Below are 20,753 nucleotides of genomic sequence, written 5' to 3'. Positions count from 1 at the left end.
CGGTTGATCCGCTGCCGCCCCGGCGGGGATGGCGGCGTCGACCTGACTGCCTCAGGCGTCCCCGGTGTCGGGGCCGTAATGCTGATAGGGGCTGGTATCCAGCCAGGCATCGAATTGATCGGCGGGCAGCGGCCGGCTGATGTAATAGCCCTGGGCAACGTCGCAGTCCAGCCGCTCGAGCTGCTGCAGCATCGCCTGTGACTCAACCCCTTCGGCCACCACCGTCAGGCCCAGATCATGGGCCAGCGCAATGGTGGATCTGACGATGGTCAGGGATTCGCAGCCGTCCAGCATTGCCTGGACGAAGCTCTTGTCGATCTTGAGCGCGCTGACGGGCATCCTCTGCAGATAGCTCAGGGATGAATAGCCGGTACCGAAATCGTCGATCAGCAGCGAGAAGCCTTGTTCATGCAGCTGTCTTAGGGTGTTCAGCGATTTGTCGGGATTGAGCATCAGGGCGCTCTCGGTCAACTCCAGCTTTATCAGATCGACATCGGTATCGCAGGTATTCAGCATCTGTTCGATCTTTTCCAGTAATCTCCCGTCGTGCAGGTTGTTGGCGGAGAGGTTGACCGAGATCGGTACCGGACGGTTCCGGCTGCGCCAGCGGGTGGCCTGACACATGGCCGCGCTCAGCACCCAGTCCGTCAGGGGCTTGATCAGGCCGGTATCCTCGGCCAGCGATATGAACTCACCGGGTGGAATCATGCCGTCGCGGGGATGGTTCCAGCGCACCAGGGCCTCCACGCCCCACAGCCTGTGCGTGCGCAGATCGATCTTGGGCTGGTAATGGAGTACCAGTTCATCCCGGTCGATGGCGTCGCGCAGCTGCCCGGCCAGCGACAGGCGCCGGTGCGCCCGGGCCTCGTCTTCCGGGACATACAGCGCATAATGCGTGCCGGCGCGGCGGGCCTGGCGGACCGCCGAGCCCGCCCGCCGGATCAGTTCCGGGGCCTCCTCGCCATGCTCGGGGAACAGGCTGATGCCGATGGTGACGCTCACGTACAGGCTCAGCCCCTCGATGGTAAAGGGGGCTTCCAGCGTGGTTATGATATCCCGGGCGCATGCCAGCGCCGACTCGGGCCGGTTGTCCGGCAGCAGTATGCCGAATTCCTTGCCGCGCATGCGTGTCAGGATCGCGGTATCGGGCAGGCACTGGCCGAGGCGCGCCCCGATATCATTGAGCAGACTGTCTCCGTGATGAAAGCCGAGCGTTTCGTTGATGGTGTGGAAGCGCTCGACCTCGATCAGCAGCAGGGCCGTGGCCGAGGCTGCCTCCAGGCGTTCATGCAGGCTTTCATCGAAGCTGGCATGATTGGGCAGTTCAGTCAGGGCATCGTAGTATGCCATGTGGGCGATGGTGGCGTGCGCCTGTTCGTGTGCCGCCGATACGCGCAGGGCGCGAACACCGTACACCAGGTCCTCCGCCGCCTCGCCGAGCAGGGCGATTTCGTGGCTGTCGAAGGCGTCCTTCTCGGTGGCATAGATACCCATAACGCCGATAAGACGGTGGTTGAGCTGTAACGGCAGCAGGGCCGCGGCGCGAATCGACTGCTGCCGTGCCGCCTCGGCCCATGTCGCCATCGCTGGATCCGAACATGTATCCCGGCAGATGAAGGTCTCGCCCAGTTCGATGACGTCCCGCAGGGGATGGTTGTCTCCCTGCATGTCCAGCAGTCCCAACGGCTCCCTGTCTGCGGGCGTGTCGGTTTCCTGCATTGCGATTGATTTCAGATGCAGTCGTTCGGGTTCGGTTTCGTCCCTGAAGGCGACCCAGGCGGCGTGGTGGCCGCCGAAGGCGACGATGTTGTCGCATACCCCGCGCAGCAGTTCCGCTTCGCTGGTGGCGCGTACGACGGCGTGATTGCACGCGCTCAGGGTGTGCAGGGCGCGGTTGCTGCGCTGCAGCGAGGCGGCCATGTCATCGAAGGCGCCGGCCAGCTGACCCAGTTCATCGCTGCCACGTGTCAGTCCGGTCCGGCGGGCCAGGTTGCCTCCGGCCAGTTCCCCTGCCGTATCCTTCAGGGCGTTGACCCGCCGCAGTACCAGGATGTCGCTCCCGAACCAGGCGGCGGCGAACACCAGCAGGGAGACGAGCGCCAGCAGGGAGCCGGTGCGATAGAGATAATGGTTGACCTCGGCAAATGCCACCTGCGCGGGGATGCCCAGGCTGACGTAGATGCGTTCGTTGGCGTCGCCGTGCAGCGATTCGAAGGCATACAGTGTCGGTTTCCCGTATGCATCCTTCAGGGTGACCACTGTTCCGTCCGTATGCTGTCCGATGGCCTCGAACAAAGGCTGCTCGCTGATCGAGTCGCCTGCATGGAAGGGGGAATCCGCAGAACGCGCCAGTATCGTACCCCCGCTGTCCATGACCATCAGGCTTGATCCCGGCTGCAGCTCCAGGCCGGACATGAGATCTTCCAGCCAGGACAGGCCGAGGGCGGCGAACACCACTGCGGTGATCCCACCGTTGCTGTCCAGTACCGGATAGCCGAAAACGATGACCGGGGCGCCGGTGATGCGCCCGGACTGGTATTCACCGATACCCAGCCCGCGGTTGCGCACGGCGCGCTGGAAATAACTGCGATCGGCAATGTTCACCGCCCGATCGAAGGGCTGGGCGCTGCAGAATATGTTGCCATCCGGCGTGGCCACGCCGAGGTTGAGATAGGACGGGTTTGGCCGGCGCAGCATGGCCAGGATCTCGTTGCACGCCTGCCTGCGGTCGCTGTCCGGACGCGCGGCCGGCAGCTGTGCCATGCTCATCAGCAACTGTCGGGTCGAGCTTATCAGTTGACGCTCTTCATGGATCGCGGCCTGAACGATGTGCAGTGCCTGTGCCTCGACCGCGGCTTCCACTCCCTGGCGCTGCAGATGTGCGCTGTAGCCGATCAGGGCAAAGGCCGGCATCACGGCCAGCAGCACCAGCAGCAGCAGACGGCTTCGCAATCCCGCTATGGCCTTTCTCACAGTGATTCACCCGACGGTTCTGAGTGTGTTCGCATGGAGCTCGACACCGTGCCCATGCAAATGAGGATAACAGCTTATGTCTGCCTTGCACTTTAGCGGCCGGGCAGGCGTTATCCTGATGCCGGATGGACGGTGACCGGGGGTGGATTCGGGTGGTGGACAGCCGGGCATGCGGGGGAGGAGGGTGGCGCCGGGTTCCAAAAAAAACGGTGGCCACGTGGGCCACCGCCAAGCCGTCGCTGTAGGACATGCGACGACCCTCAGCCGAACACCTCTTCGTTGGCGGGCAGCTGGGGATCGCGCGACCATTCGTTCCAGGAACCGAAATAGTTGCGTACCTTCTGGAAACCGGCTTCCTTCAGTGCCACATAGGTGTTGGAGGCGCGTGCGCCCTTGAAGCAATAGATGATGATGTTGTCCTCGGGGTAGAGTCCGTACTCGGCGCACAGGGCCCGGATCCTGTCGGGCGACTTGAAATACGGGATCTGGCCGTCGCGCTCGAGGAAGCTGTACCACTCCATCCAGCGCGCGCCCGGCAGGCGGCCCTTGCGGGGGGCGAAATCCACGCCATAGGGTGAGGAACTCTTTGCATCCCATTCCACCCGGTCGCGGATGTCCAGGAGCTTGACGTCCGGCTTGTCCAGGCAGTTCAGCACCTCGTCACGCGTCGCCAGCATCTCCGGCTGCGGGTCGATGGCGAATTCGACCGGCGTGGTCGGCACCGGCTCGGCATCGGCGGGCAGGCCTTCCTCCAGCCAGGCGCTGAAGCCGCCGTCCAGCACGCCGGTGCGGGCATGGCCCAGGTAGCGCAGCAGCCAGTAGCCGCGGCAGGAGCCGCCGTAGCGGCTGTCGTAGGCATCCTCGTAGACGATGGCGGTGGTGTCCGGGGTCAGTCCGATCGCGGAGAGCTGCTGGCGGAAATGCTCGTGCAGCTTCTCCAGTCCTTCCGGCGTGGTCTCGGCCAGGTAATAGAAAATGTCCGGAAGATTGACTGCGCCCTGGATGTGGCTCTCGGCATAGTCGTCGCTGTCCCGGATATCGATCAGCATGACCTTGTCCGTTTTCATCAGTTCCATGGCCTCGCCCGGGGTATACAGGATCTTGTCTTTCATTGTTTTCCTCCAGTGTGGTTTGGTCTGATACTGCGCATGGATATTCACTGCGGCCGCTCGAACCGCTGCGCGGCAGGCGCACCGCTGGTCTCGCCTTCCTTCAGCGGCGGACGCGGCGGCACTGCGGGAAAGAAGATGCGCTCCTCTTCCTCGGCCCGCAGGCCATGGCGACGGTCCTGGTTGAAGGGCCCGTTCATCACCACTCTGCCGCCGTGTTCGCGCGCCTCGCGCTGCGAGATTTCCAGTTCCTCGGCGGCCTGACCGGACCAGGGCATGACGTAGTAGGCCGGCTGCGGGCTGCCCGGCAGCTGCAGCCAGAGATAGATGGCCTCGCCGCTGCGCGGGTGGGTGGCCAGCACCACGGCCTCCTCGGCGTTGTTGAAGAATTCCTGGCTGAGTGGGCGGGGCTGCGACAGCAGCTGGTTGTAGAGATACAGCGCCAGGCCGACCGAGACGCCCAGGTACATCAGGCTGATTCCCCGAAACAGTGAGCTGCGCGTGGTCTTGAGCGAGAACAGGGCATAGCCCAGGCACAGCAGCAGGTAGGCGACGAGCAGGGCAGTGAGGTGAGAATTCATCATTGTTTGTAGGCATCGAAGTTGTAGCCGCCGGTGGGCGCGGTGACCAGTTTTCTCGGTGCTGAACCGACGCTTCCGTCCACCAGTTCGCCGTCCGCATCCAGCTGAAAGTTGAACACCGTCAACTCTTCGCCCAGCCGACGCAACTCCACCTCGCTGACCAGGATCTGGCGGGTGGTACGGGTGGTGCCGGAGGGTTTCACTGTCGAGACCAGCACCGTGACCGGAACCGGCCAGCTGTCGGCGCGGTTGAAGTACATGTGCAGGTTGACCGTGTATTCGCCCTCCACGATGCCGCGCGAGTAGGCGTTTTCGTAATTCAGCTGCGAGACGTCATTGCGAAAGCCGATGTCGTCGCGCAGCAGGTTGAAGACCTCCCCGGCCAGGTTGGAGTAACCGACGGGCCGGTCCTGCGGGCCCTGCACCCAGAGATCGACATCGGCGTCGATGTCGTCATCCCAGCGGGCCTCGATCATCACGTTGCCGGGGGCGGCCACCTCCTGCTCCGTGCGTTTCTTCTCCGGCGGGTTGATGTGCGGCAGGAGGATGATCACCAGGGCGATGAAACCCAGCAGGGCCAGGGTGATGACATCACGGAAGACGACGTCGGAATCGTCCTCGGCCTCGGCGGCGAAGGAGAAGTGCTTGCTCATGCGGCTGCTTCCGGCTCGGCCGACTCCAGGATGGCCGCGATCAGGTTGATGACGCCGGTGCGCAGCATGGTGTAGTTGGCGTTCAGCCACAGATTGGTCACCGCGCCGACCAGGGTGGTATACAGCGCCACGCCCATGCCGTTGGTGAGCACCGCCACCAGCTTGCCCACCTGGGAACTGTCGCCCACGGCGTTGGCCGGCACCTGGGTCAGGACCAGGATGAAGCCGATGACCGTGCCCAGCAGGCCCAGCGTCACCAGGCTGGTGGCGATGTACTTGACGAAGGCGATGCGCGCGAGCAACTTGATTTCGAAGGCCTCCTTCACGCTTTCGCGGTCGGTATGCGCGCTGAGGTCGATGAAATCGCGCAGCTTGCCCTTGCCGCCCTGCTTGACGGCGTCGATCTCGCGGCTGGTCTTCCATACCCGGTAGCCGCACAGCACCATGCCGTAGACGAACAGGGCGGCGATGACATAGGTCAGGCGGGAACTGTCGGAACTGAATACCGGCGCCACCAGGCCCTGCACGCTGAACACCAGCAGCAGCGCGGCCCCGACCAGATTGAAGGCAATCCAGCGGTAAAACAGCAGATGGTTCCAGGCCATGGGTCCCCCTTGCCGATGGCCATGCATCGGTAGTCGTTGTTGTGTCGAATACAAAGCTCCCGATGCCAGGGCAAGGCCCGTGCCAGCCGATTATCCAGTTGATAATCAAGAGAGGAGAGGACACAATCGAACGGCTCGCGGTGTTTGTGTTCCGAACCGGAACAGGGGCTGTAACATTTTGGAAAGGCGGGTGGATGCTGCAGCAATTGAAAAGCTGGAGGCGCCGGCGGGTCCTCCGGCGTCATGCGATCGCGGATCCGCTATGGGATGAGCTCGCCGCTGCGCTGCCCGTGCTGCAGGGACTGGACGCCGGCGAGCGGGAGAGGCTGCGCGAACTGACCACCCTGTTCCTGCATGACAAGGAGTTCTATGGCGCCCGCGGTTTCGAGGTGACGCCGGCCATGGCATTGCACGTCGCGGTACAGGCCTGCCTGCTGATCCTGAATCTGGAACTGGATCTGTATCGTGACTGGTCCACCGTCATCCTCTATCCCGATACCTTCGTTGCCCCGCGCGAGGAGACGGATGAGGCCGGGCTGGTGCACAGCAGCCGGCATGAACTGGCGGGCGAGTCCTGGGACGGCGGTCCGGTCGTGCTGTCCTGGGCGGATGCCGCGCCGGGGGCTTCGCCCCACGGCCCCGGCACCAATGTCGTCATCCATGAGTTTGCGCACAAGCTGGATATGCGGACCGGAAGCGCCAACGGACTGCCGCCGCTGCATCGCGGTATGGCCGTGGAGGCATGGTCGGAAATCTTCACAGCGGCTTTCGAGCAGCTGCTGCGCCAGGTCGGGCAGGGACGGGAGACGCTTGTCGACCCCTATGCGGCGGAGGACCCGGCGGAGTTCTTCGCCGTTGCCAGTGAGTATTTCTTCGAGGCCCCGGCTGTTTTGCGACATGAATTCCCACAGGTGTATCGGCAACTCGCGCTCTACTACCGGCAGGATCCGGCGCTCAGGGCTGAGCCGCCCGAGGGGGCGGCGTGATCCCGACCGACCTACCGGCACCCGGTACGTACTGTTGACCGGCTGCTGAAGAATATTTATGTTTCGGGATCACCTGCTACACTTTCGATCAATAACAATCGTTAAACTGCGATTTGCAATCTCTCGAACGCGTCCATGCTGGCAGGTTTCAAGGGAGAGCCGTCCGGCCGACAATTCATAACCTGAATAACTGCAAGAGGAGCCCCTTCATGTTCAACAGGATCATGGTGCCGGTGGATCTTGCGCATCTGAATGCGTTGGAAAAATCACTGACTGTCGCCGCCGATCTGGCGCGGCACTACCAGGCGGCGCTCAGCTATGTCGGCGTGACGACCTCCCAGCCCAGTTCGGTGGCGCGCACTCCCGATGAATACGAGCAGAAGCTCAGGGAGTTCGCCCACCAGCATGCCCCGGACAACGGGCATGAGCCCAGCGCCCGCGTTTACAACAGCCACGATCCGGTGACCGATCTGGACGATATTCTGATCCAGGCGATCGGGGATACCGGTGCCGACCTTGTGGTCATGGCCACGCACCTGCCCAGGCATCTCGATGCGATCATGCCGGCCAACGGCAGCAAGATCGCTGCACATACCCAGGCATCCGTGTTTCTCGTCCGGCCGGATGCAGTGGAATAACAAACCGATATTCAAGGGAGAGTTCCGTGGCCAATACACCCGAAGAATCCCCGGAGAAGCTGAGCGAATCCACCGGCGTACCCGCCCCCGAGGGCGCGGCCAACCTGATCGACACCGATTACCAGATCGGTCAGGACAACTACCAGGCCAGCCCGCTCGGGGTGAACATCGACATCCACGGTGCGGTCTTCGCCGTCTCCTCGCTGGTGATCCTCGCCTTCGTCGTGCTCACCCTGGCCCTGCCCGAGCAGTCGACCACGGTCTTCGACGGGATCAAGAACTGGATCAACAGTCACATGACCTGGTTGTTCCTGCTCGCCGGCAATATCTTCGTGCTCCTGTGCCTGGGCCTGATCCTGTCGCCACTGGGCAGCATCCGCATCGGCGGGGCGAAGGCGACCCCGGATTTCTCCCGGCCGTCCTGGTTCGCCATGCTGTTCGCCGCGGGCATGGGTATCGGCCTGATGTTCTACGGCGTGTCCGAACCGCTCAGTCATTACGGCACCGCGTTCGGCGGCATCAGCGTCGGCGAGGACGGCGTGCGTACCGATTGGGCCCCGCTGGGGGCGGCGGCCGATGACCCGGCCGGTTCCACCCGGCTGGCGATGGCCGCCACCATCTTCCACTGGGGTCTGCATCCGTGGGCGATCTACGCCATCGTGGCGCTGTCGTTGTCGATCTTCGCCTACAACAAGGGCCTGCCGCTGACTGTGCGTTCCATCTTCTATCCGCTGCTGGGCGAGCGCATCTGGGGCTGGCCGGGGCATGTCATCGATATCCTGGCGGTGTTCGCCACCCTGTTCGGGCTGGCCACCTCGCTGGGGATCGGCGCCCAGCAGGCCGCCTCCGGGCTGAATCATCTGTTCGGGTTCGGCAGCGGCGACACCGTGCTGGTGCTGCTGATCACGGGGATTACCGCCATCGCGGTCTTCTCCATCGTGGCCGGCGTGGACAAGGGCGTGAAGCGCCTGTCCGAGATCAACATGGTCCTGGCCTTCCTGCTGCTGATGTTCGTGGTCTTAGTCGGACCGACGCTCATGATCGCCACCGGCTTCTTCGCCAATCTGGGCAGTTACCTGATGGAGTTGCCGTTTCTGGCCAATCCCTTCGGTCGGGAGGATGCCAATTTCAGCCAGGGCTGGACCACCTTCTACTGGGCCTGGTGGATCAGCTGGTCGCCCTTCGTGGGCATGTTCATCGCCCGCGTGAGCCGGGGGCGCACGGTGCGCGAATTTCTGGTGTCGGTGCTGCTGATACCGTCGATCGTGTCGGTGTTCTGGATGACGGCCTTCGGTACTACGGCAATCAAGCAGCTCCAGGAAGGTTTCGAGGGCGCCGTAAATGCGGAGTTGCAGCTGCAGCTGTTCATGATGCTCGAGCAGCTGCCGCTGGCGGATATCACCTCCTTCATCGGCATCGTGCTGGTGATCGTGTTCTTCGTCACCTCCTCGGACTCGGGATCGCTGGTGATCGATACCATCACGGCCGGCGGCAAGATCGATGCACCCAAGCCGCAGCGTGTGTTCTGGGGCGTGATCGAGGGCGCCATCGCCATCGCGCTGCTGCTCGGCGGTGGACTGGCGGCGCTGCAGGCCGCCGCAGTCTCCGCCGGACTTCCCTTCACCCTGGTGCTGCTGGTGGGCTGCTTTGCCATCGTCATGGGGCTGAGAAGCGAGCCGCGCTAGCGATGCGCATGCGCGGGTATTCCTGACCCGGTGAAAAAAGGCGGCCGCGGCCGCCTTTTTCATGTCCCTCCGGTTGTCAGGGGCTACAGCCAGAGTTCGGAGACCGGCGTGTCCGGCGAGTAGTGGCGCGCGATCTGGGCCTGGAACAGTTCGGCCGTGGCCATCGCATCCACCTTGGCATGATGGGAGGAGTAGGCCGGCAGACCATAGCGTTCGCGGCTGTCGGCCAGGCGGATGGAGGTGGGCTGAACGCCGAGGAAGCGTTTGAGGCGCCGCCAGCGGTCGATGCGTTCGTGCCGGGCCTCGAGCGCCATGGTATCGATGAGCGGGAACAGGCAGTGTTCGCCGAGTGCGGCCATCACTGCGGCATCCAGGAACGGGCGTTCGATGTTGCGGTAATGCACGACCACCAGATGTCCGGCAAGGCTGGCCAGAATGTCGTCGAGCACGGCCTCGAAGGGCGGGGCGTGCTCGACTTCCGAGTGCGTAATGCGATGGAAGGCGATGGATTCCTCCCGCAACGGCCGCTGCGGCTTGATGACCCAGTAGCGCCCTGCGGCCGGGCGGATGCTGCGCAGATTGAACGGCACCATGCCGATGCTGACGATGGCGTGCCGATGGGGATCCAGTCCGGTGGTCTCGAAATCCAGTGCCAGCAGGGAGGCGTTGGCGATCGGGGTATCTGCAGCCGGTAGTCCGGCAGCGTAAAAGCGTTTGAGCGCAGGGGTTCTGCAGGCCTGTGTCTGGCGGGCGAAATACTCGGGCCAACTCGGTGCTTCGCCCTGACCCCGGGCGTCATCCGACATGGCGATCACCGCCCGGGACTGGGATAGCGGAAGCGCAGAAACTTCTGGGCGTTGCTCAGTACCTGGAAAGCCTCCTTGAGATTGTGGCGGTCGACATCCGAGACCTGCTCCGGATCGATGGAATTGTCGGGCGGGTGCTCGTGCTTGATCTCATGGGCCTGGTGGCGCAGGCGTACGCTGGAAAGAAACTCCAGTGCATAGCGCAGCTTCTCAGTCTGCCCGGAGGGCAGGGCGCCGGCCTGTTCGATGTCATCGAGCCGTTCAAAGCAGTTCTGGGAGCGTGAGCCCACACCCAGCGCATGTACCCGGATCACGTCGTTCATCGGTGCCACGCCCCGGCGCTTGATGTTGATGGAATTGTTGTGCTTGCCGTCCTGTTCCAGCACGAAGGTGCGGAACAGTCCCAGCGGCGGGGTGCGGCTGAGTGCGTTGCGCGCCAGCGCGGCGAGGAACAGCGGACTGGCCTGGGCGCGGGTGGCAATCAGATCCTGGAGTTCCTCGACGAAACGCTCCTCGCCATAGACGGCATCCAGATCGAAGAAGATCGAACTGTGCAGCAGCCGTTGCGGGTCGGGTTTGGCGATCCAGGTCTCGAAGTAGCGCTTCCACTGTGACAGCGGCTGGCGCCACTGCTCGTTGGTGGCCATGATCCCGCCCTTGCAGTAGGGGTAGCCGCAGGCATCGAGTCCGTCGCTGACGCGTTGGGCGAGTTCCCTGAAATAGGCATCGTGCTGCTCCGGATTGAAGGAGTCGTGCAGCACCATCGCATTGTCCTGATCGGTGGTGATGGACTGGTCATTGCGCGCCAGCGAGCCATGCACCATGAAGCAGTAGGGAATGGGTGGCTCCCCGAGTTCGGTCTCGGCGAGTTCGATCAGGCGCCGCATCAGGCTGCGGCCCACACTCGACATGGCGATGCCGATCATCTGCGAGGTCGCGCCTTCATCCACCAGCCGCACGAAGGCGGCCCGGATCTCCGGGGTAAGGCGCGCCAGGGCGTTGACCGAACTCCGGTTGAAGATGTTGCTGACCAGGTAGGCGCTGTTGTTGGTCTCGTAGCGCACGATGTCGGACAGGTGCACCACGCCCACCGGGCGCCGCCGGTGCAGGATGGGAAGGCGCTGGATATTGTTGCGCAGCATCACCAGCATCGCTTCATTCACCGATTCATCGGACTGGACCGTGATCAGCCGGCCATGGGTGATGGCAGACAGCGGGGTCCGGGCCGGGGCGCCTTCGGCGAGAACGCGCACACGCAGATCCTTGTCCGTCACCATGCCGGCCAGGCGCCATTGCCGGTTTTCGGTATCGGTGAATACCCGGTCGGAATCCTCATCGTTGCCCGGTGCCAGCACCAGGACCGAGGAGACGTCATGTTCGGTCATCAGCCGTGCGGCGTCCTGCACGGAGGCGGATTCCTCGATCATGACCGGCATGCGGGTGATGAGCCGGCGCACGCGCGTGGCGATCATGTCGTTGTCGCGCAGCCTCTGTTCCACCGTGCTCTTCAGACGGGAGCCCGTGAGTTCGACGAAGTCCGCGAAGTTCTCGTCCTCTTCGCACAGGTGCTCGAACACGGGTTCGGGAATCAGGTACAGCAGGGTGTCCTCGATGGCCTTGACCGGAAAGCGCGCACGATGATTACGCAACAGTCCGAACTGGCCGAAGATGTCGCCCTCGCCCAGCTGGTTGTACAGTTGGCCGTTGTGCAGATAGACCTCGACGGCACCGCTGCGAATGTAATAAAGCGTATGGGTCGGCGCGTCGCGCTCGAGGATGGTGGTGCCGGCCTTGAAGTAGCTGATCTCGACTGAGCCGGCCACCTGGTCGAGCAATCCATCGCTCAGGTTGTCAAAGGGGGGATACTGGGCGAAGTGATCACGGATTTCCCTGAGTTCCGCTTCCATGTCAGTCCCTGCAAAATCAACCGGATGGGGATGCGGCCAAGTTCAGCATGGAACCGGCCGGGATTGCAACGCGCAGACCGGGGGCAGAAATAGAAAAGGACCTGACCGGTTCCGGTCAAGTCCTTGATTTCATGGTGGGCGGTACTGGGATTGAACCAGTGACCCCTGCCGTGTGAAGGCAGTGCTCTCCCGCTGAGCTAACCGCCCGGGAAGGCGGCAAATAGTAGCGGAGTCAGGGATATAAAATCAACTGCACCAGCCGCGACCCTCCCCGGTCCCGCCTTGCGACTGACTAAGCCTCTGTATTCAGGGCGGATGCTGCGCATCCGGCCGTGGCGTACCGGCATCGCGCCGTCCGGGCGCGATTTGCTAGAATGCGCGCCTGCTTACCTCACTGGGTGGGATATCCATGACCGTACGTACCCGTTTCGCCCCCAGCCCGACCGGCTATCTGCACATCGGCGGCGCCCGCACGGCGCTCTTTTCCTGGCTCTACGCCCGCAAGCACGGCGGCAGCTTCGTGCTGCGCATCGAGGATACCGACCTCGAGCGCTCCACCCGCGAGTCGGTCAACGCCATCCTCGAGGGCATGACCTGGCTGGGGCTGGAGTACGACGAGGGGCCCTTCTATCAGACCGAGCGCTTCGACCGTTACAAGGTCATTGTCGATCAGCTGCTGGAATCCGGCCACGCCTATAAATGTTATTGCAGCAAGGAGCGCCTGGAGAAGCTGCGTGAAGAGCAGATGGCGCGCAAGGAGAAGCCGCGCTACGACGGTCATTGCCGCGCGCTCACCGCGCCGCCGTCGCCGGATGCGCCCCATGTGATCCGTTTCCGCAACCCGCAGGATGGCCAGGTGGTGGTCGATGACCTGATCCGCGGCCGGGTGGTGTTCAACAACAGCGAACTGGACGATCTGATCATCGCCCGCACCGACGGCTCGCCGACCTACAATCTGACCGTGGTGGTGGATGACTCCGACATGGATATCACCCATGTCATTCGCGGCGACGATCACCTGAACAACACGCCGCGCCAGATCAACATCCTGCGCGCGCTCGGGGTGGAGCCGCCGGTCTATGCCCATGTGCCCATGATCCTGGGTCACGACGGCAAGCGTCTGTCCAAGCGTCATGGCGCGGTGAGCGTGATGCAGTACCGGGAAGAGGGCTACTTGCCCGAGGCGCTGATCAACTACCTGGTGCGTCTGGGCTGGTCCCACGGCGACCAGGAGATCTTTTCCGTGGAGGAGATGATCGAGCTGTTTGACGTTCCTGACATCAACAAGGCCGCCTCCAGCTTCAATCCGGACAAGCTGCTGTGGCTGAATCAGCACTACATCAAGAGCAGCGAGCCGCAGCACGTGGCGCGCCACCTGAGTTATCACTTCAGCAAGCTGGATGTGGACCCGGCGCCGGCGCCGGAGCTGAGCGAGGTGGTGGTGGCCCAGCAGGAACGGGCCCGGACCCTGGTGGAAATGGCGCAAAACAGCGTCTTCTTCTACCGCGACATCGAGGGTTACGACGAGAAGGCGGCGAAGAAGAACCTCAAGGCCGAGGCCCGGGAGCCGCTGGCGCAGCTGCGTCAGCGCCTGGCGGCGCTGGAACCCTGGGAGCAGGAGACGATCCATCAGGCAGTGAGCGAAGTGGGCGAGGCGCTGGACCTGAAGCTGGGCAAGGTGGCCCAGCCGCTGCGCGTGGCCGTCTCCGGCGGGCCGGTCTCGCCGCCCATCGATGTCACCCTCTACCTGCTCGGCCGCGAGCGTACCCTTGCGCGCATCGACCGGGCGCTGGAATACATCGATACCCACGACGTTAGCTGATCCAGATCATGACGGCCGGCGCCGGCCTGTTCTATAAAGGGATGAAGGGAGGGTGTTGCTTGGTTAGCCTGCATTCTTCCGTCATTGCGCGGAACGAAGTGACGCGGCAATCTCCCAATACCTGGTCTGCGGTACGAGATTGCCGCGCTTTCTCATAGAATCCCTTCGGGTCAGGGCATCGCAATGACGGTTAACCAAGTGCCATCTGGAGCAGGGAACAAAGACGGGAGGGCAGGAGCATGAGTCGAACCTGGATAGTGGTGGCCGAGAGCAGCCGGGCGAAGATCTACGAGGCCGCGAACGCGGGGGCGGATCTGGTCGAGCGCGAGGACCTGGTGCATCCGGAAGGCCGGCTGCATGAACGCGATCTGGTGAGCGACCGGCCCGGCCATGACAGCGGTACGGCCGGCAGTGGACCGCATGTGCTGGACGAGTCCACATCGGCGCATGTCGAGGAGATGCAGAAGTTCGCCCGCGAGATCGCCGCCAGGCTGGAGCAGGGTCTGAACGACAAGGCCTATGACCGGCTGGTGCTGGTCGCACCGCCGAAGTTCCTCGGCGTACTGCGGGATGTACTCGCACAGGGCGTAGCGGCTACCGTAGCCGAGACCCTGCACAAGAATCTGGTGCAGCATGGCGCCGAAGAGGTGCGTGAGCACGTCCAGGCACTACTGTAAGGATAAGCTTCCAGTCATTCCCGCGCAGGCGGGAATCCAGTGACCGCGTGGTATCTGGATCCCCGCCTGCGCGGGGATGACGATGGCGGTTATAGTAACCGCAATCTATGTAATGATGGTGACTTATCCATTCCATAAGTTAAAGCTTATGGCCCATATCTCGGATATTTATTTATTCTGATCGTTCACCTGGGGCAGAATAGCGGACTGAGTTTTCCGTCAAGCCGCTACAGGAGGGTGCCTCCATGGCCCTGGTGAACATGAAAGACATGCTCGTGCATGCCCACCGCAACGGCTATGCCGTCGGTGCCTTCGACCTGGTCAGCCTGGACTTTCTGCAGGGGATCCTCGACGGGGCCGAGCGCTGCGAGGCCCCGGTGATCCTGAGCCTGGCCGAATCCCACTTCGAGTATTTCGACTTCGAGATCATCATGCCCGCGGTCGAGGCCGCGGCGCGGCGCGCCAACGTGCCCGTGGCCATCCATCTGGATCACGGCGCCTCGCTGGAGAGCGCCATTGCCGGCATCCGCCTGGGCTGCAACGGCGTCATGGTGGATGCCTCCACCCAGCCGTTCGAGGACAACGTCAACTATACCCGCCGGATCGTCGACATGGCGCACGGTTGCGGGGTGCCGGTGGAGGGCGAACTGGGCTATGTCGCCGGGGTGGAAGGCGAGGACGCCGAGCGCCACCCGGGCGAGGTGATCTACACCTCGGTGGAGGAGGCCAGCGAATACGTCGAGCGCAGCGGGGTGGACTTCCTGGCCGTGTCCATCGGCACCGTGCACGGCCGCATGCGCGGCGAGCCGCAGCTGGACATCGAGCGTCTGGGCCGGATCAATCAGGCCCTGGGCATCCCCCTGGTGATCCACGGCGGCACCGGGCTGAGCGACGCCCAGTTCACTGCCCTGATCGAGAACGGTGTGACCAAGATCAATTATTACACTGCCCTGTCCGATGCCGCCGCCCGCCGCATCCGCGCCAATGCCGATGCCGACAGTGGCTGCGGCTACACCGGTCTGGTCAAGGGGGCGGCCGCGGCCATCCAGGAGGAGGTCGAGCGCTGCATCCGGCTGTGGGGCAGCGCCGGCCGCGCCGAGGCCGTGCTGGCCGAGGCCGCCCCCTGGCAGGAGGTCGAGCATGTGATCGTGTACAACACCGAGGGTGCCGATGCCCAGCAGGTCGATGAACTGATGGCCATCGGCCGCGACACCCTGGGGCAGATTCCCGGTGTGCGGCGGGTGTTCACCGGCCACGCCCTGGCCGAGGACGCGAAATACCGCCACTGCTGGGTGGTGCGTTTCGCCCATGCCGAGGTGGTGGACAGCTACAGGCACCACCCCGACCACCAGGCCTATGCCGACACCCATTTCCGCCCCGTGGCGGGCGACCGCATCAGCATCGATTTCGAGGATGCGGGCTGAGGTTCAGGAGCGCCACGGAATACACGGAAGGCACGGACGATATAACGCAGTTGTAGGATGGGTGGAGCGCAGCGCAACCCATCGTCGCGTCCGGGGCATGATGGGTTACGGCGCCGGGGCGCCTGCCCCCATCCTACTGTCTGGTTTGTTTGAGCAGCTTGCGCAATGCGGTCAATGACCGGGTGTTGAGCACGTCGTCCTTCTCCAGCCAGCCGCGCCGGGCCTGGCCGATGCCGAAGCGCAGGTGCTCGAAGGCCGCCGGGCTGTGCGCGTCCGAGTTGATGCTCACCAGCACCCCTTCCTCCTTCGCCAGCCGGCAGTGGCTGTCGAGCAGATCCAACCGGTCCGGGTTGGCATTCAGTTCCAGGTAGCAGCCGCGCTGGGCGGCCTGGTGGATGATGCGTTCCATGTCCACGGCGTAGGGTTCGCGTTTGTCGATCAGCCGGCCGCTGGGGTGCGCGAGCAGGGTGAAGTGCGGGCTGTCCATGGCGCGCAGGATGCGTTCGGTCTGTTGTTTCCGGCTCAGGTTGAACTGGCTGTGCACGGCACCGATCACCAGATCCAGTCTGTCCAGTACCTCATCCGGCAGGTCCAGGCTGCCGTCCTCCAGGATGTCCACCTCGATGCCGCTGAGCAGGGTGATGCCGTCGAGGATGTCGTTCAACTCGGCGATGGCGTCGACCTGTTTCAGCAGCCGGTCGCTGTCCAGGCCATGGGCGACGGCGAGGTGCTTGGAGTGCTCGGTGATGGCCAGGTAGTCCAGGCCCCGGTCGCGTGCGGCCTCGGCCATGGCCCTGAGCGAGCCCTGACCGTCGCTGGCGCGGGTGTGACAGTGCAGGTCGCCGCGCAGGTCGGTGAGTTTGATCAGCTTCGGTAATTTATCCTCGCGCGCGGCCTCGATCTCGCCGCGGTTCTCGCGCAGTTCGGGCTCGATATACGCCAGCCCCAGCTGCTTGAACAGACTGGCCTCGGTTTCACCGGCGATGCGTTTGTCGCCCTCGTACAGGCCGTATTCGTTGATCTTCCAACCCTTCTTCTGGGCGATGCGCCGCACGGCGATGTTGTGCGCCTTGCTGCCGGTGAAGTAGTGCAGGGCCGCGCCGTAGCTGACCTTCGGCACCACCCGCAGGTCCACCTGCAGGCCGTTGCTGAGAATGACGGTGGCGCGGGTGCTGCCGCTGGAGACGACGGTGTCGACATCCTCATAGTGGGTGAAGTGCTGAATGGCCTGCCTGCCGTCGCGGGCGATCACCAGGATATCCAGATCGCCGACCGTCTCCTTCGCCCGCCGGTAGCTGCCGGCGATGACCACCTGCTCGATGTTCTTGCCACCCTCCAGCCAGGCCTGGAGCGGTTCGGCGTAACGCGCCGCCTCGGCCAGCTTGAAGCGGCGTTCGCTGTCGCGGTGCTTTTCCACCGCCTCCAGGAGGCGCGCCTCGGTCTTGGGGCCGAAGCCCGACAATTCGCGGATCTCGCCGTCACGGGCGGCGCGCTGCAGCTGCTCCAGGTTCTGGATATCGAGCTCGTGGTACAGGGCATGGACCCGCTTCGGACCGATACCGGGCAGGCGCAGCAACTCACCCAGATCGGGCGGCACCTTCCTGCGCAGCTTCTCCAGGGCGCGGCAGCGGCCGGTGTCCAGGATCTCCTCGATCTTGGCGGCCAGGTCCTTGCCGATGCCGGGGAAGTCGGTCAGGTCCTCGCCGGCCTCGCGCATCCGGCGCACGTCCTTGTTCAGCGCGCGCAGGTTGCGGGCGGCAGTGCGGTAGGCGCGGATACGGAAGGGGTTGTCGCCCTCGATCTCCAGCAGGTCGGCGATTTCGTCGAAGATTTCCGCGATCTGTTCGTTGTCGGAGGGCATGTATCACCTTTGTAAAGAGCGCCACGGAATACACGGAAAACACGGACAAAATCATATTGTAATAAAACGGCCAATCACCCGTTACCGTTACCCGTCATTCCCGCGAAGGCGGGAATGACGATGAAAATTTCATTCATCCACCTAACACAACATATGTTGTCCGTGCCTTCCGTGTATTCCGTGGCGCTCTTGATCTTCTAGCCCTTGATACAGATCAACGGCCGCAGCCGTGCCACCTTGCGTGCCAGGCCGGCCTGCTCGGCGGCCTCGACCACGGCGCTGACATCCTTGTAGGCGCCCGGGGCCTCCTCGGCCACGCCGCGGTAGGAGTGGCTGCGAATGATAATCCCCCGGCCGGCCAGTTCGTCGATCAGGTCTTCGCCGCGCCAGCGCTTGGTGGCCTGGTGCCGACTCATGGCGCGGCCGGCGCCGTGGCAGGCGGAGGCGAAGGACCTGCCCTCGCTGGTCGCCATGCCGGCCAGTACATAGGAGGCGGTGCCCATGGAGCCGCCGATCAGCACCGGCTGGCCGCTGTCCAGAAACGCCTCCGGCAGGTCGGGGTGACCGGGCCCCAGCGCCCGGGTCGCGCCCTTGCGGTGCACGAACAGGCGGCGCTTTTCACCGCCGACCGTGTGCGTCTCCTCCTTGCAGGTATTGTGGGAGACGTCATAGATCAGCTGCAGATCGGCCTCGGGCAGCACGTGCGCGAACACGTCGCGGGTGAGGTGGGTGAGTATCTGGCGGTTGGCCAGGGCGCAGTTGATGCCGGCGCGCATCGCGCCCAGGTAGCGTTCCCCCAGCGGCGAGTTCAGCGGGGCGCAGGCTAGTTCCCGGTCGGGCAGGCGGATGTGATACTGCTGGGCGCTCAAGGCCATTTCACGCAGGAACTCGGTGCCGATCTGGTGGCCCAGCCCGCGCGAGCCGCAGTGGATGCTGACCACCACGGCATCAGGCTGCAGCCCGAAGGCCGTGGCCGCCTCGGGGTCGTAGATCTCACTCACCGCCTGCACTTCCAGGTAGTGATTGCCCGAGCCCAGGGTGCCCATCTCGTCGCGCTGGCGCTTGCGGGCGCGTTCGGAGACGGCCTCGGGCACGGCGCCGGCCATGCGGCCGTGTTCCTCTATCCGCTCCAGGTCCTCGCGCCGGCCGTAGCCCTGGCGTACCGCCCAGTCGGCGCCGCCTTCGAGCATGGCGGTCATCTCCGCGTCCTTGAGCCGGATGCGGCCGGTGCTGCCCACGCCGGCGGGGATGCGGTAGAGCAGGAAGTCGGCCAGGGTCTCGCGGTGCGGCTGCAGTTCGTCCACGCTCAGGCCGGTGGTCAGGGTGCGCACGCCGCAGGAGATGTCGAAGCCCACGCCGCCGGCCGAGACCACGCCGCCCTGGTCGGGATCGAAGGCGGCCACGCCGCCGATGGGAAAGCCGTAGCCCCAGTGCGCGTCCGGCATGGCGTAGGCGGCCTGCACGATGCCGGGCAGGGCGGCGACATTGGTCAGCTGTTCCCAGACCTTGGCGTCCATGTCGCTGATGAGCTGCCGGTCGGCATACAGAATGCCCGGCACCCGCATGTTGCCCTGCTGCGGGATCTGCCAGGTGGTGGCGTCGAGTTGGGTGAAGCGGTCGGGGTCCATGGCGTCGGTTTCTCTTGAGCCATTCACATTCTTCGTCATTGCGAGGCGCGTAGCGCCGCGGCAATCTTTAACAGGCAGGATATGCGTTACGGGATTGCCACGCTACGCTCGCAATGACGTGGGGACACGGGGTCACTGGAATTTTTCCCCTACTGGTTCATGCGCATCTTACTGACCAAGCCTAGACATCCACCACGCACTGCGCCAGCCAGCGGCCGTCGGCAAGCTGCCGCACCTCCAGCGCGGTCAGGGTCGCGCCCTTGACCTCCACCGCGGGCTGGTGCCGGGCCCGGTCCACCGGCTCGCCCCAGGCCGTGGCCTGCAGCCTGCCGTTGTCGATGGCGACCTCGTAGCGGGCGAACAGCAGCCCTTCGGTGGCCATGGCATAGACCAGGGCGTTGATCCAGTCCAGGAACAGAAAGTCCAGGTCCGGGGCCTGGCAGGCGAGGGTGAGTGACTGCCTCGCCTGCACGGTTTCGGGCCGGGTGATCACGGCGGTCAGGGCGAGCCCCGCCATGCTGAAGGCCGCGGCCGGGGTGGCGCCGACGCCGCGGATGCCGATGTCGGCGCCATGCTGGAAATGTTCCCAGGCGGCGTCGACAGTGCTGCTGTCAGTCATCGGCAGCCGCCCCCTGCGGTTCGCCGCCATCCCGGTCGACCAGCGGCACGAACATCACCGGCAGCAGGTCCTCGCTGCTGATCCGGCCATCGGCGGCCTTCCGATAGAGCATCAGTTCCTGGCTGAAGGTCCCGCCTATCGGCGCAATCAGGCGTCCCGCCGGGGCCAGCTGTTCCAGCAGGGCAGGCGGCACGCGCTCGCAGGCGGCGGTGATCATGACGCCGTCGAAGGGCGCGGCCTCCGGCCAGCCCAGACGGCCGTTGCCGATGCGGGTGTGCACATTGTCCAGGCCGAGCGCCTGCAGTCGCTCCTGTGCCAGGCGGCCGAGCGCGGCGACCGTCTCCACGCTGTACACCTGCGCGGCCAGCCGGGCCAGGATGGCGGCCTGGTAGCCGGAGCCGGTGCCGATCTCCAGCACCCGGGAGTGCGGCGTCAGGGCCAGGCACTGACTCATCAGGGCGACGATGTAGGGCTGGGAAATGGTCTGGCCGTCGCCGATCGGCAGCGGGTGGTTGCCGTAGGCCTGGTGGCGCAGGTGGGCGGGGATGAAATGTTCGCGCGGCACCGCCTCCAGCGCGGCCCGCACCCGCGGGTCCAGCTGCGGGCAGCCGGTCATTGCGCCGGTATAGGCGAACTCCTGCTCGATCTCGCGCAGCAGCCGGGCCCGGGCCTGATTCAGGGCGGTGTCTGTCATCGTTTCAAGTATAGGCGCGCCGCTGCGCACGCGGCCACGAATGCGGCCGGGCCTGACCCAACTCAAGCCGGCGCGATCCGGACTT

The 20,753-nt window shown here is 64.4% G+C and carries 17 protein-coding genes and 1 tRNA gene; 6 read left to right on the top strand and 12 right to left on the bottom strand.

The annotated features are described in order from the left end of the window. Positions 1–51: 51 nt before the first annotated feature. The 5 genes from CFK21_RS11075 to CFK21_RS11055 all read right to left on the bottom strand — a co-directional run bounded on the left by CFK21_RS11075 (position 52) and on the right by CFK21_RS11055 (position 5,921). Entirely contained in the window at positions 52–2,952 is a 2,901-nt protein-coding gene (locus CFK21_RS11075; RefSeq protein WP_096366711.1) for a bifunctional diguanylate cyclase/phosphodiesterase, read from the bottom strand. A gap of 281 nt (positions 2,953–3,233) precedes the next feature. After that, the gene (locus CFK21_RS11070) at positions 3,234–4,085 is read right to left on the bottom strand and encodes a sulfurtransferase (RefSeq protein WP_096366710.1); all 852 of its coding nucleotides are present in this window, start codon (positions 4,083–4,085) and stop codon (positions 3,234–3,236) included. A gap of 44 nt (positions 4,086–4,129) precedes the next feature. Continuing rightward, complete coding sequence (locus CFK21_RS11065) at positions 4,130–4,666, bottom strand: hypothetical protein (RefSeq protein ID WP_157745628.1); 537 nt, start codon at positions 4,664–4,666, stop codon at positions 4,130–4,132. Next, a complete protein-coding gene (locus CFK21_RS11060) occupies positions 4,663–5,316 on the bottom strand; it encodes a hypothetical protein (protein WP_096366708.1) in 654 nt (217 codons plus the stop codon). The genes CFK21_RS11065 and CFK21_RS11060 overlap by 4 nt, the downstream gene beginning before the upstream one ends. After that, complete coding sequence (locus tag CFK21_RS11055) at positions 5,313–5,921, bottom strand: MotA/TolQ/ExbB proton channel family protein (protein WP_157745626.1); 609 nt, start codon at positions 5,919–5,921, stop codon at positions 5,313–5,315. The genes CFK21_RS11060 and CFK21_RS11055 overlap by 4 nt, the downstream gene beginning before the upstream one ends. A gap of 62 nt (positions 5,922–5,983) precedes the next feature. Here CFK21_RS11055 and CFK21_RS11050 point away from each other — a divergent pair, with 62 nt between their 5' ends. The 3 genes from CFK21_RS11050 to CFK21_RS11040 all read left to right on the top strand — a co-directional run bounded on the left by CFK21_RS11050 (position 5,984) and on the right by CFK21_RS11040 (position 9,230). After that, positions 5,984–6,907: a zinc-dependent peptidase gene (locus CFK21_RS11050; protein ID WP_369801268.1), complete on the top strand. Its 924-nt coding sequence runs from the start codon at positions 5,984–5,986 to the stop codon at positions 6,905–6,907. A 209-nt stretch (positions 6,908–7,116) separates the two neighbouring features. After that, entirely contained in the window at positions 7,117–7,545 is a 429-nt protein-coding gene (locus CFK21_RS11045; protein ID WP_096366705.1) for a universal stress protein, read from the top strand. Between the two features lie 26 nt (positions 7,546–7,571). Then, a complete protein-coding gene (locus CFK21_RS11040) occupies positions 7,572–9,230 on the top strand; it encodes a BCCT family transporter (protein ID WP_096366704.1) in 1,659 nt (552 codons plus the stop codon). An 83-nt stretch (positions 9,231–9,313) separates the two neighbouring features. On the opposite strand, the gene CFK21_RS11035 is transcribed toward CFK21_RS11040, so the two are convergent. From CFK21_RS11035 to CFK21_RS11025, 3 genes are all read right to left on the bottom strand, one after another. Continuing rightward, complete coding sequence (locus CFK21_RS11035; protein WP_096367594.1) at positions 9,314–10,036, bottom strand: 3'-5' exonuclease; 723 nt, start codon at positions 10,034–10,036, stop codon at positions 9,314–9,316. 5 nt (positions 10,037–10,041) lie between these two features. Next, positions 10,042–11,943, bottom strand: a complete 1,902-nt coding sequence (locus tag CFK21_RS11030; protein ID WP_096366703.1) for a DUF294 nucleotidyltransferase-like domain-containing protein — start codon at positions 11,941–11,943, stop codon at positions 10,042–10,044. Between the two features lie 132 nt (positions 11,944–12,075). Then, positions 12,076–12,150, bottom strand: a tRNA-Val gene (locus CFK21_RS11025). Between the two features lie 202 nt (positions 12,151–12,352). Between CFK21_RS11025 and gltX the strand changes: the two genes are divergently transcribed. The 3 genes from gltX to CFK21_RS11010 all read left to right on the top strand — a co-directional run bounded on the left by gltX (position 12,353) and on the right by CFK21_RS11010 (position 15,866). After that, positions 12,353–13,765, top strand: coding sequence for a glutamate--tRNA ligase (gltX, locus tag CFK21_RS11020; protein WP_096366702.1), 1,413 nt, complete (start codon positions 12,353–12,355; stop codon positions 13,763–13,765). Between the two features lie 239 nt (positions 13,766–14,004). Further along, on the top strand, positions 14,005–14,442 hold the full coding sequence (locus CFK21_RS11015) for a host attachment protein (protein WP_096366701.1): 438 nt from the start codon (positions 14,005–14,007) through the stop codon (positions 14,440–14,442). Positions 14,443–14,687: 245 nt separating this feature from the next. Then, the gene (locus CFK21_RS11010) at positions 14,688–15,866 is read left to right on the top strand and encodes a ketose-bisphosphate aldolase (RefSeq protein ID WP_096366700.1); all 1,179 of its coding nucleotides are present in this window, start codon (positions 14,688–14,690) and stop codon (positions 15,864–15,866) included. Between the two features lie 133 nt (positions 15,867–15,999). Here the strand turns inward: CFK21_RS11010 and polX are convergent, their stop codons facing one another. From polX to CFK21_RS10990, 4 genes are all read right to left on the bottom strand, one after another. Further along, positions 16,000–17,727 (bottom strand): DNA polymerase/3'-5' exonuclease PolX, encoded by a 1,728-nt coding sequence (gene polX, locus CFK21_RS11005; RefSeq protein ID WP_096366699.1) that lies wholly within the window; start codon positions 17,725–17,727, stop codon positions 16,000–16,002. A 197-nt stretch (positions 17,728–17,924) separates the two neighbouring features. Then, positions 17,925–19,355 (bottom strand): RtcB family protein, encoded by a 1,431-nt coding sequence (locus tag CFK21_RS11000; protein WP_096366698.1) that lies wholly within the window; start codon positions 19,353–19,355, stop codon positions 17,925–17,927. A gap of 181 nt (positions 19,356–19,536) precedes the next feature. Next, on the bottom strand, positions 19,537–19,974 hold the full coding sequence (locus CFK21_RS10995) for an archease (RefSeq protein ID WP_096366697.1): 438 nt from the start codon (positions 19,972–19,974) through the stop codon (positions 19,537–19,539). Further along, a complete protein-coding gene (locus CFK21_RS10990; RefSeq protein ID WP_096366696.1) occupies positions 19,967–20,668 on the bottom strand; it encodes a protein-L-isoaspartate(D-aspartate) O-methyltransferase in 702 nt (233 codons plus the stop codon). The genes CFK21_RS10995 and CFK21_RS10990 overlap by 8 nt, the downstream gene beginning before the upstream one ends. Positions 20,669–20,753: the final 85 nt, after the last annotated feature.

This window comes from Thiohalobacter thiocyanaticus, assembly GCF_002356355.1.
Lineage (GTDB): Bacteria > Pseudomonadota > Gammaproteobacteria > Thiohalobacterales > Thiohalobacteraceae > Thiohalobacter > Thiohalobacter thiocyanaticus_A.
This window is presented reverse-complemented; position numbering and strand designations above follow the sequence as displayed.

Bases quoted from the DNA above. Each gene is read 5' to 3' on its own strand.
- CFK21_RS11070 (WP_096366710.1), bottom strand. From the start codon at position 4,085: ATGAAAGACAAGATCCTGTATACCCCGGGCGAGGCCATGGAACTGATG.
- CFK21_RS11065 (WP_157745628.1), bottom strand. From the start codon at position 4,666: ATGATGAATTCTCACCTCACTGCCCTGCTCGTCGCCTACCTGCTGCTG.
- CFK21_RS11060 (WP_096366708.1), bottom strand. From the start codon at position 5,316: ATGAGCAAGCACTTCTCCTTCGCCGCCGAGGCCGAGGACGATTCCGAC.
- CFK21_RS11055 (WP_157745626.1), bottom strand. From the start codon at position 5,921: ATGGCCTGGAACCATCTGCTGTTTTACCGCTGGATTGCCTTCAATCTG.
- CFK21_RS11050 (WP_369801268.1), top strand. From the start codon at position 5,984: ATGCCAGGGCAAGGCCCGTGCCAGCCGATTATCCAGTTGATAATCAAG.
- CFK21_RS11045 (WP_096366705.1), top strand. From the start codon at position 7,117: ATGTTCAACAGGATCATGGTGCCGGTGGATCTTGCGCATCTGAATGCG.
- CFK21_RS11035 (WP_096367594.1), bottom strand. From the start codon at position 10,036: ATGTCGGATGACGCCCGGGGTCAGGGCGAAGCACCGAGTTGGCCCGAG.
- CFK21_RS11030 (WP_096366703.1), bottom strand. From the start codon at position 11,943: ATGGAAGCGGAACTCAGGGAAATCCGTGATCACTTCGCCCAGTATCCC.
- gltX (WP_096366702.1), top strand. From the start codon at position 12,353: ATGACCGTACGTACCCGTTTCGCCCCCAGCCCGACCGGCTATCTGCAC.
- CFK21_RS11015 (WP_096366701.1), top strand. From the start codon at position 14,005: ATGAGTCGAACCTGGATAGTGGTGGCCGAGAGCAGCCGGGCGAAGATC.
- CFK21_RS11010 (WP_096366700.1), top strand. From the start codon at position 14,688: ATGGCCCTGGTGAACATGAAAGACATGCTCGTGCATGCCCACCGCAAC.
- polX (WP_096366699.1), bottom strand. From the start codon at position 17,727: ATGCCCTCCGACAACGAACAGATCGCGGAAATCTTCGACGAAATCGCC.
- CFK21_RS11000 (WP_096366698.1), bottom strand. From the start codon at position 19,355: ATGGACCCCGACCGCTTCACCCAACTCGACGCCACCACCTGGCAGATC.
- CFK21_RS10995 (WP_096366697.1), bottom strand. From the start codon at position 19,974: ATGACTGACAGCAGCACTGTCGACGCCGCCTGGGAACATTTCCAGCAT.
- CFK21_RS10990 (WP_096366696.1), bottom strand. From the start codon at position 20,668: ATGACAGACACCGCCCTGAATCAGGCCCGGGCCCGGCTGCTGCGCGAG.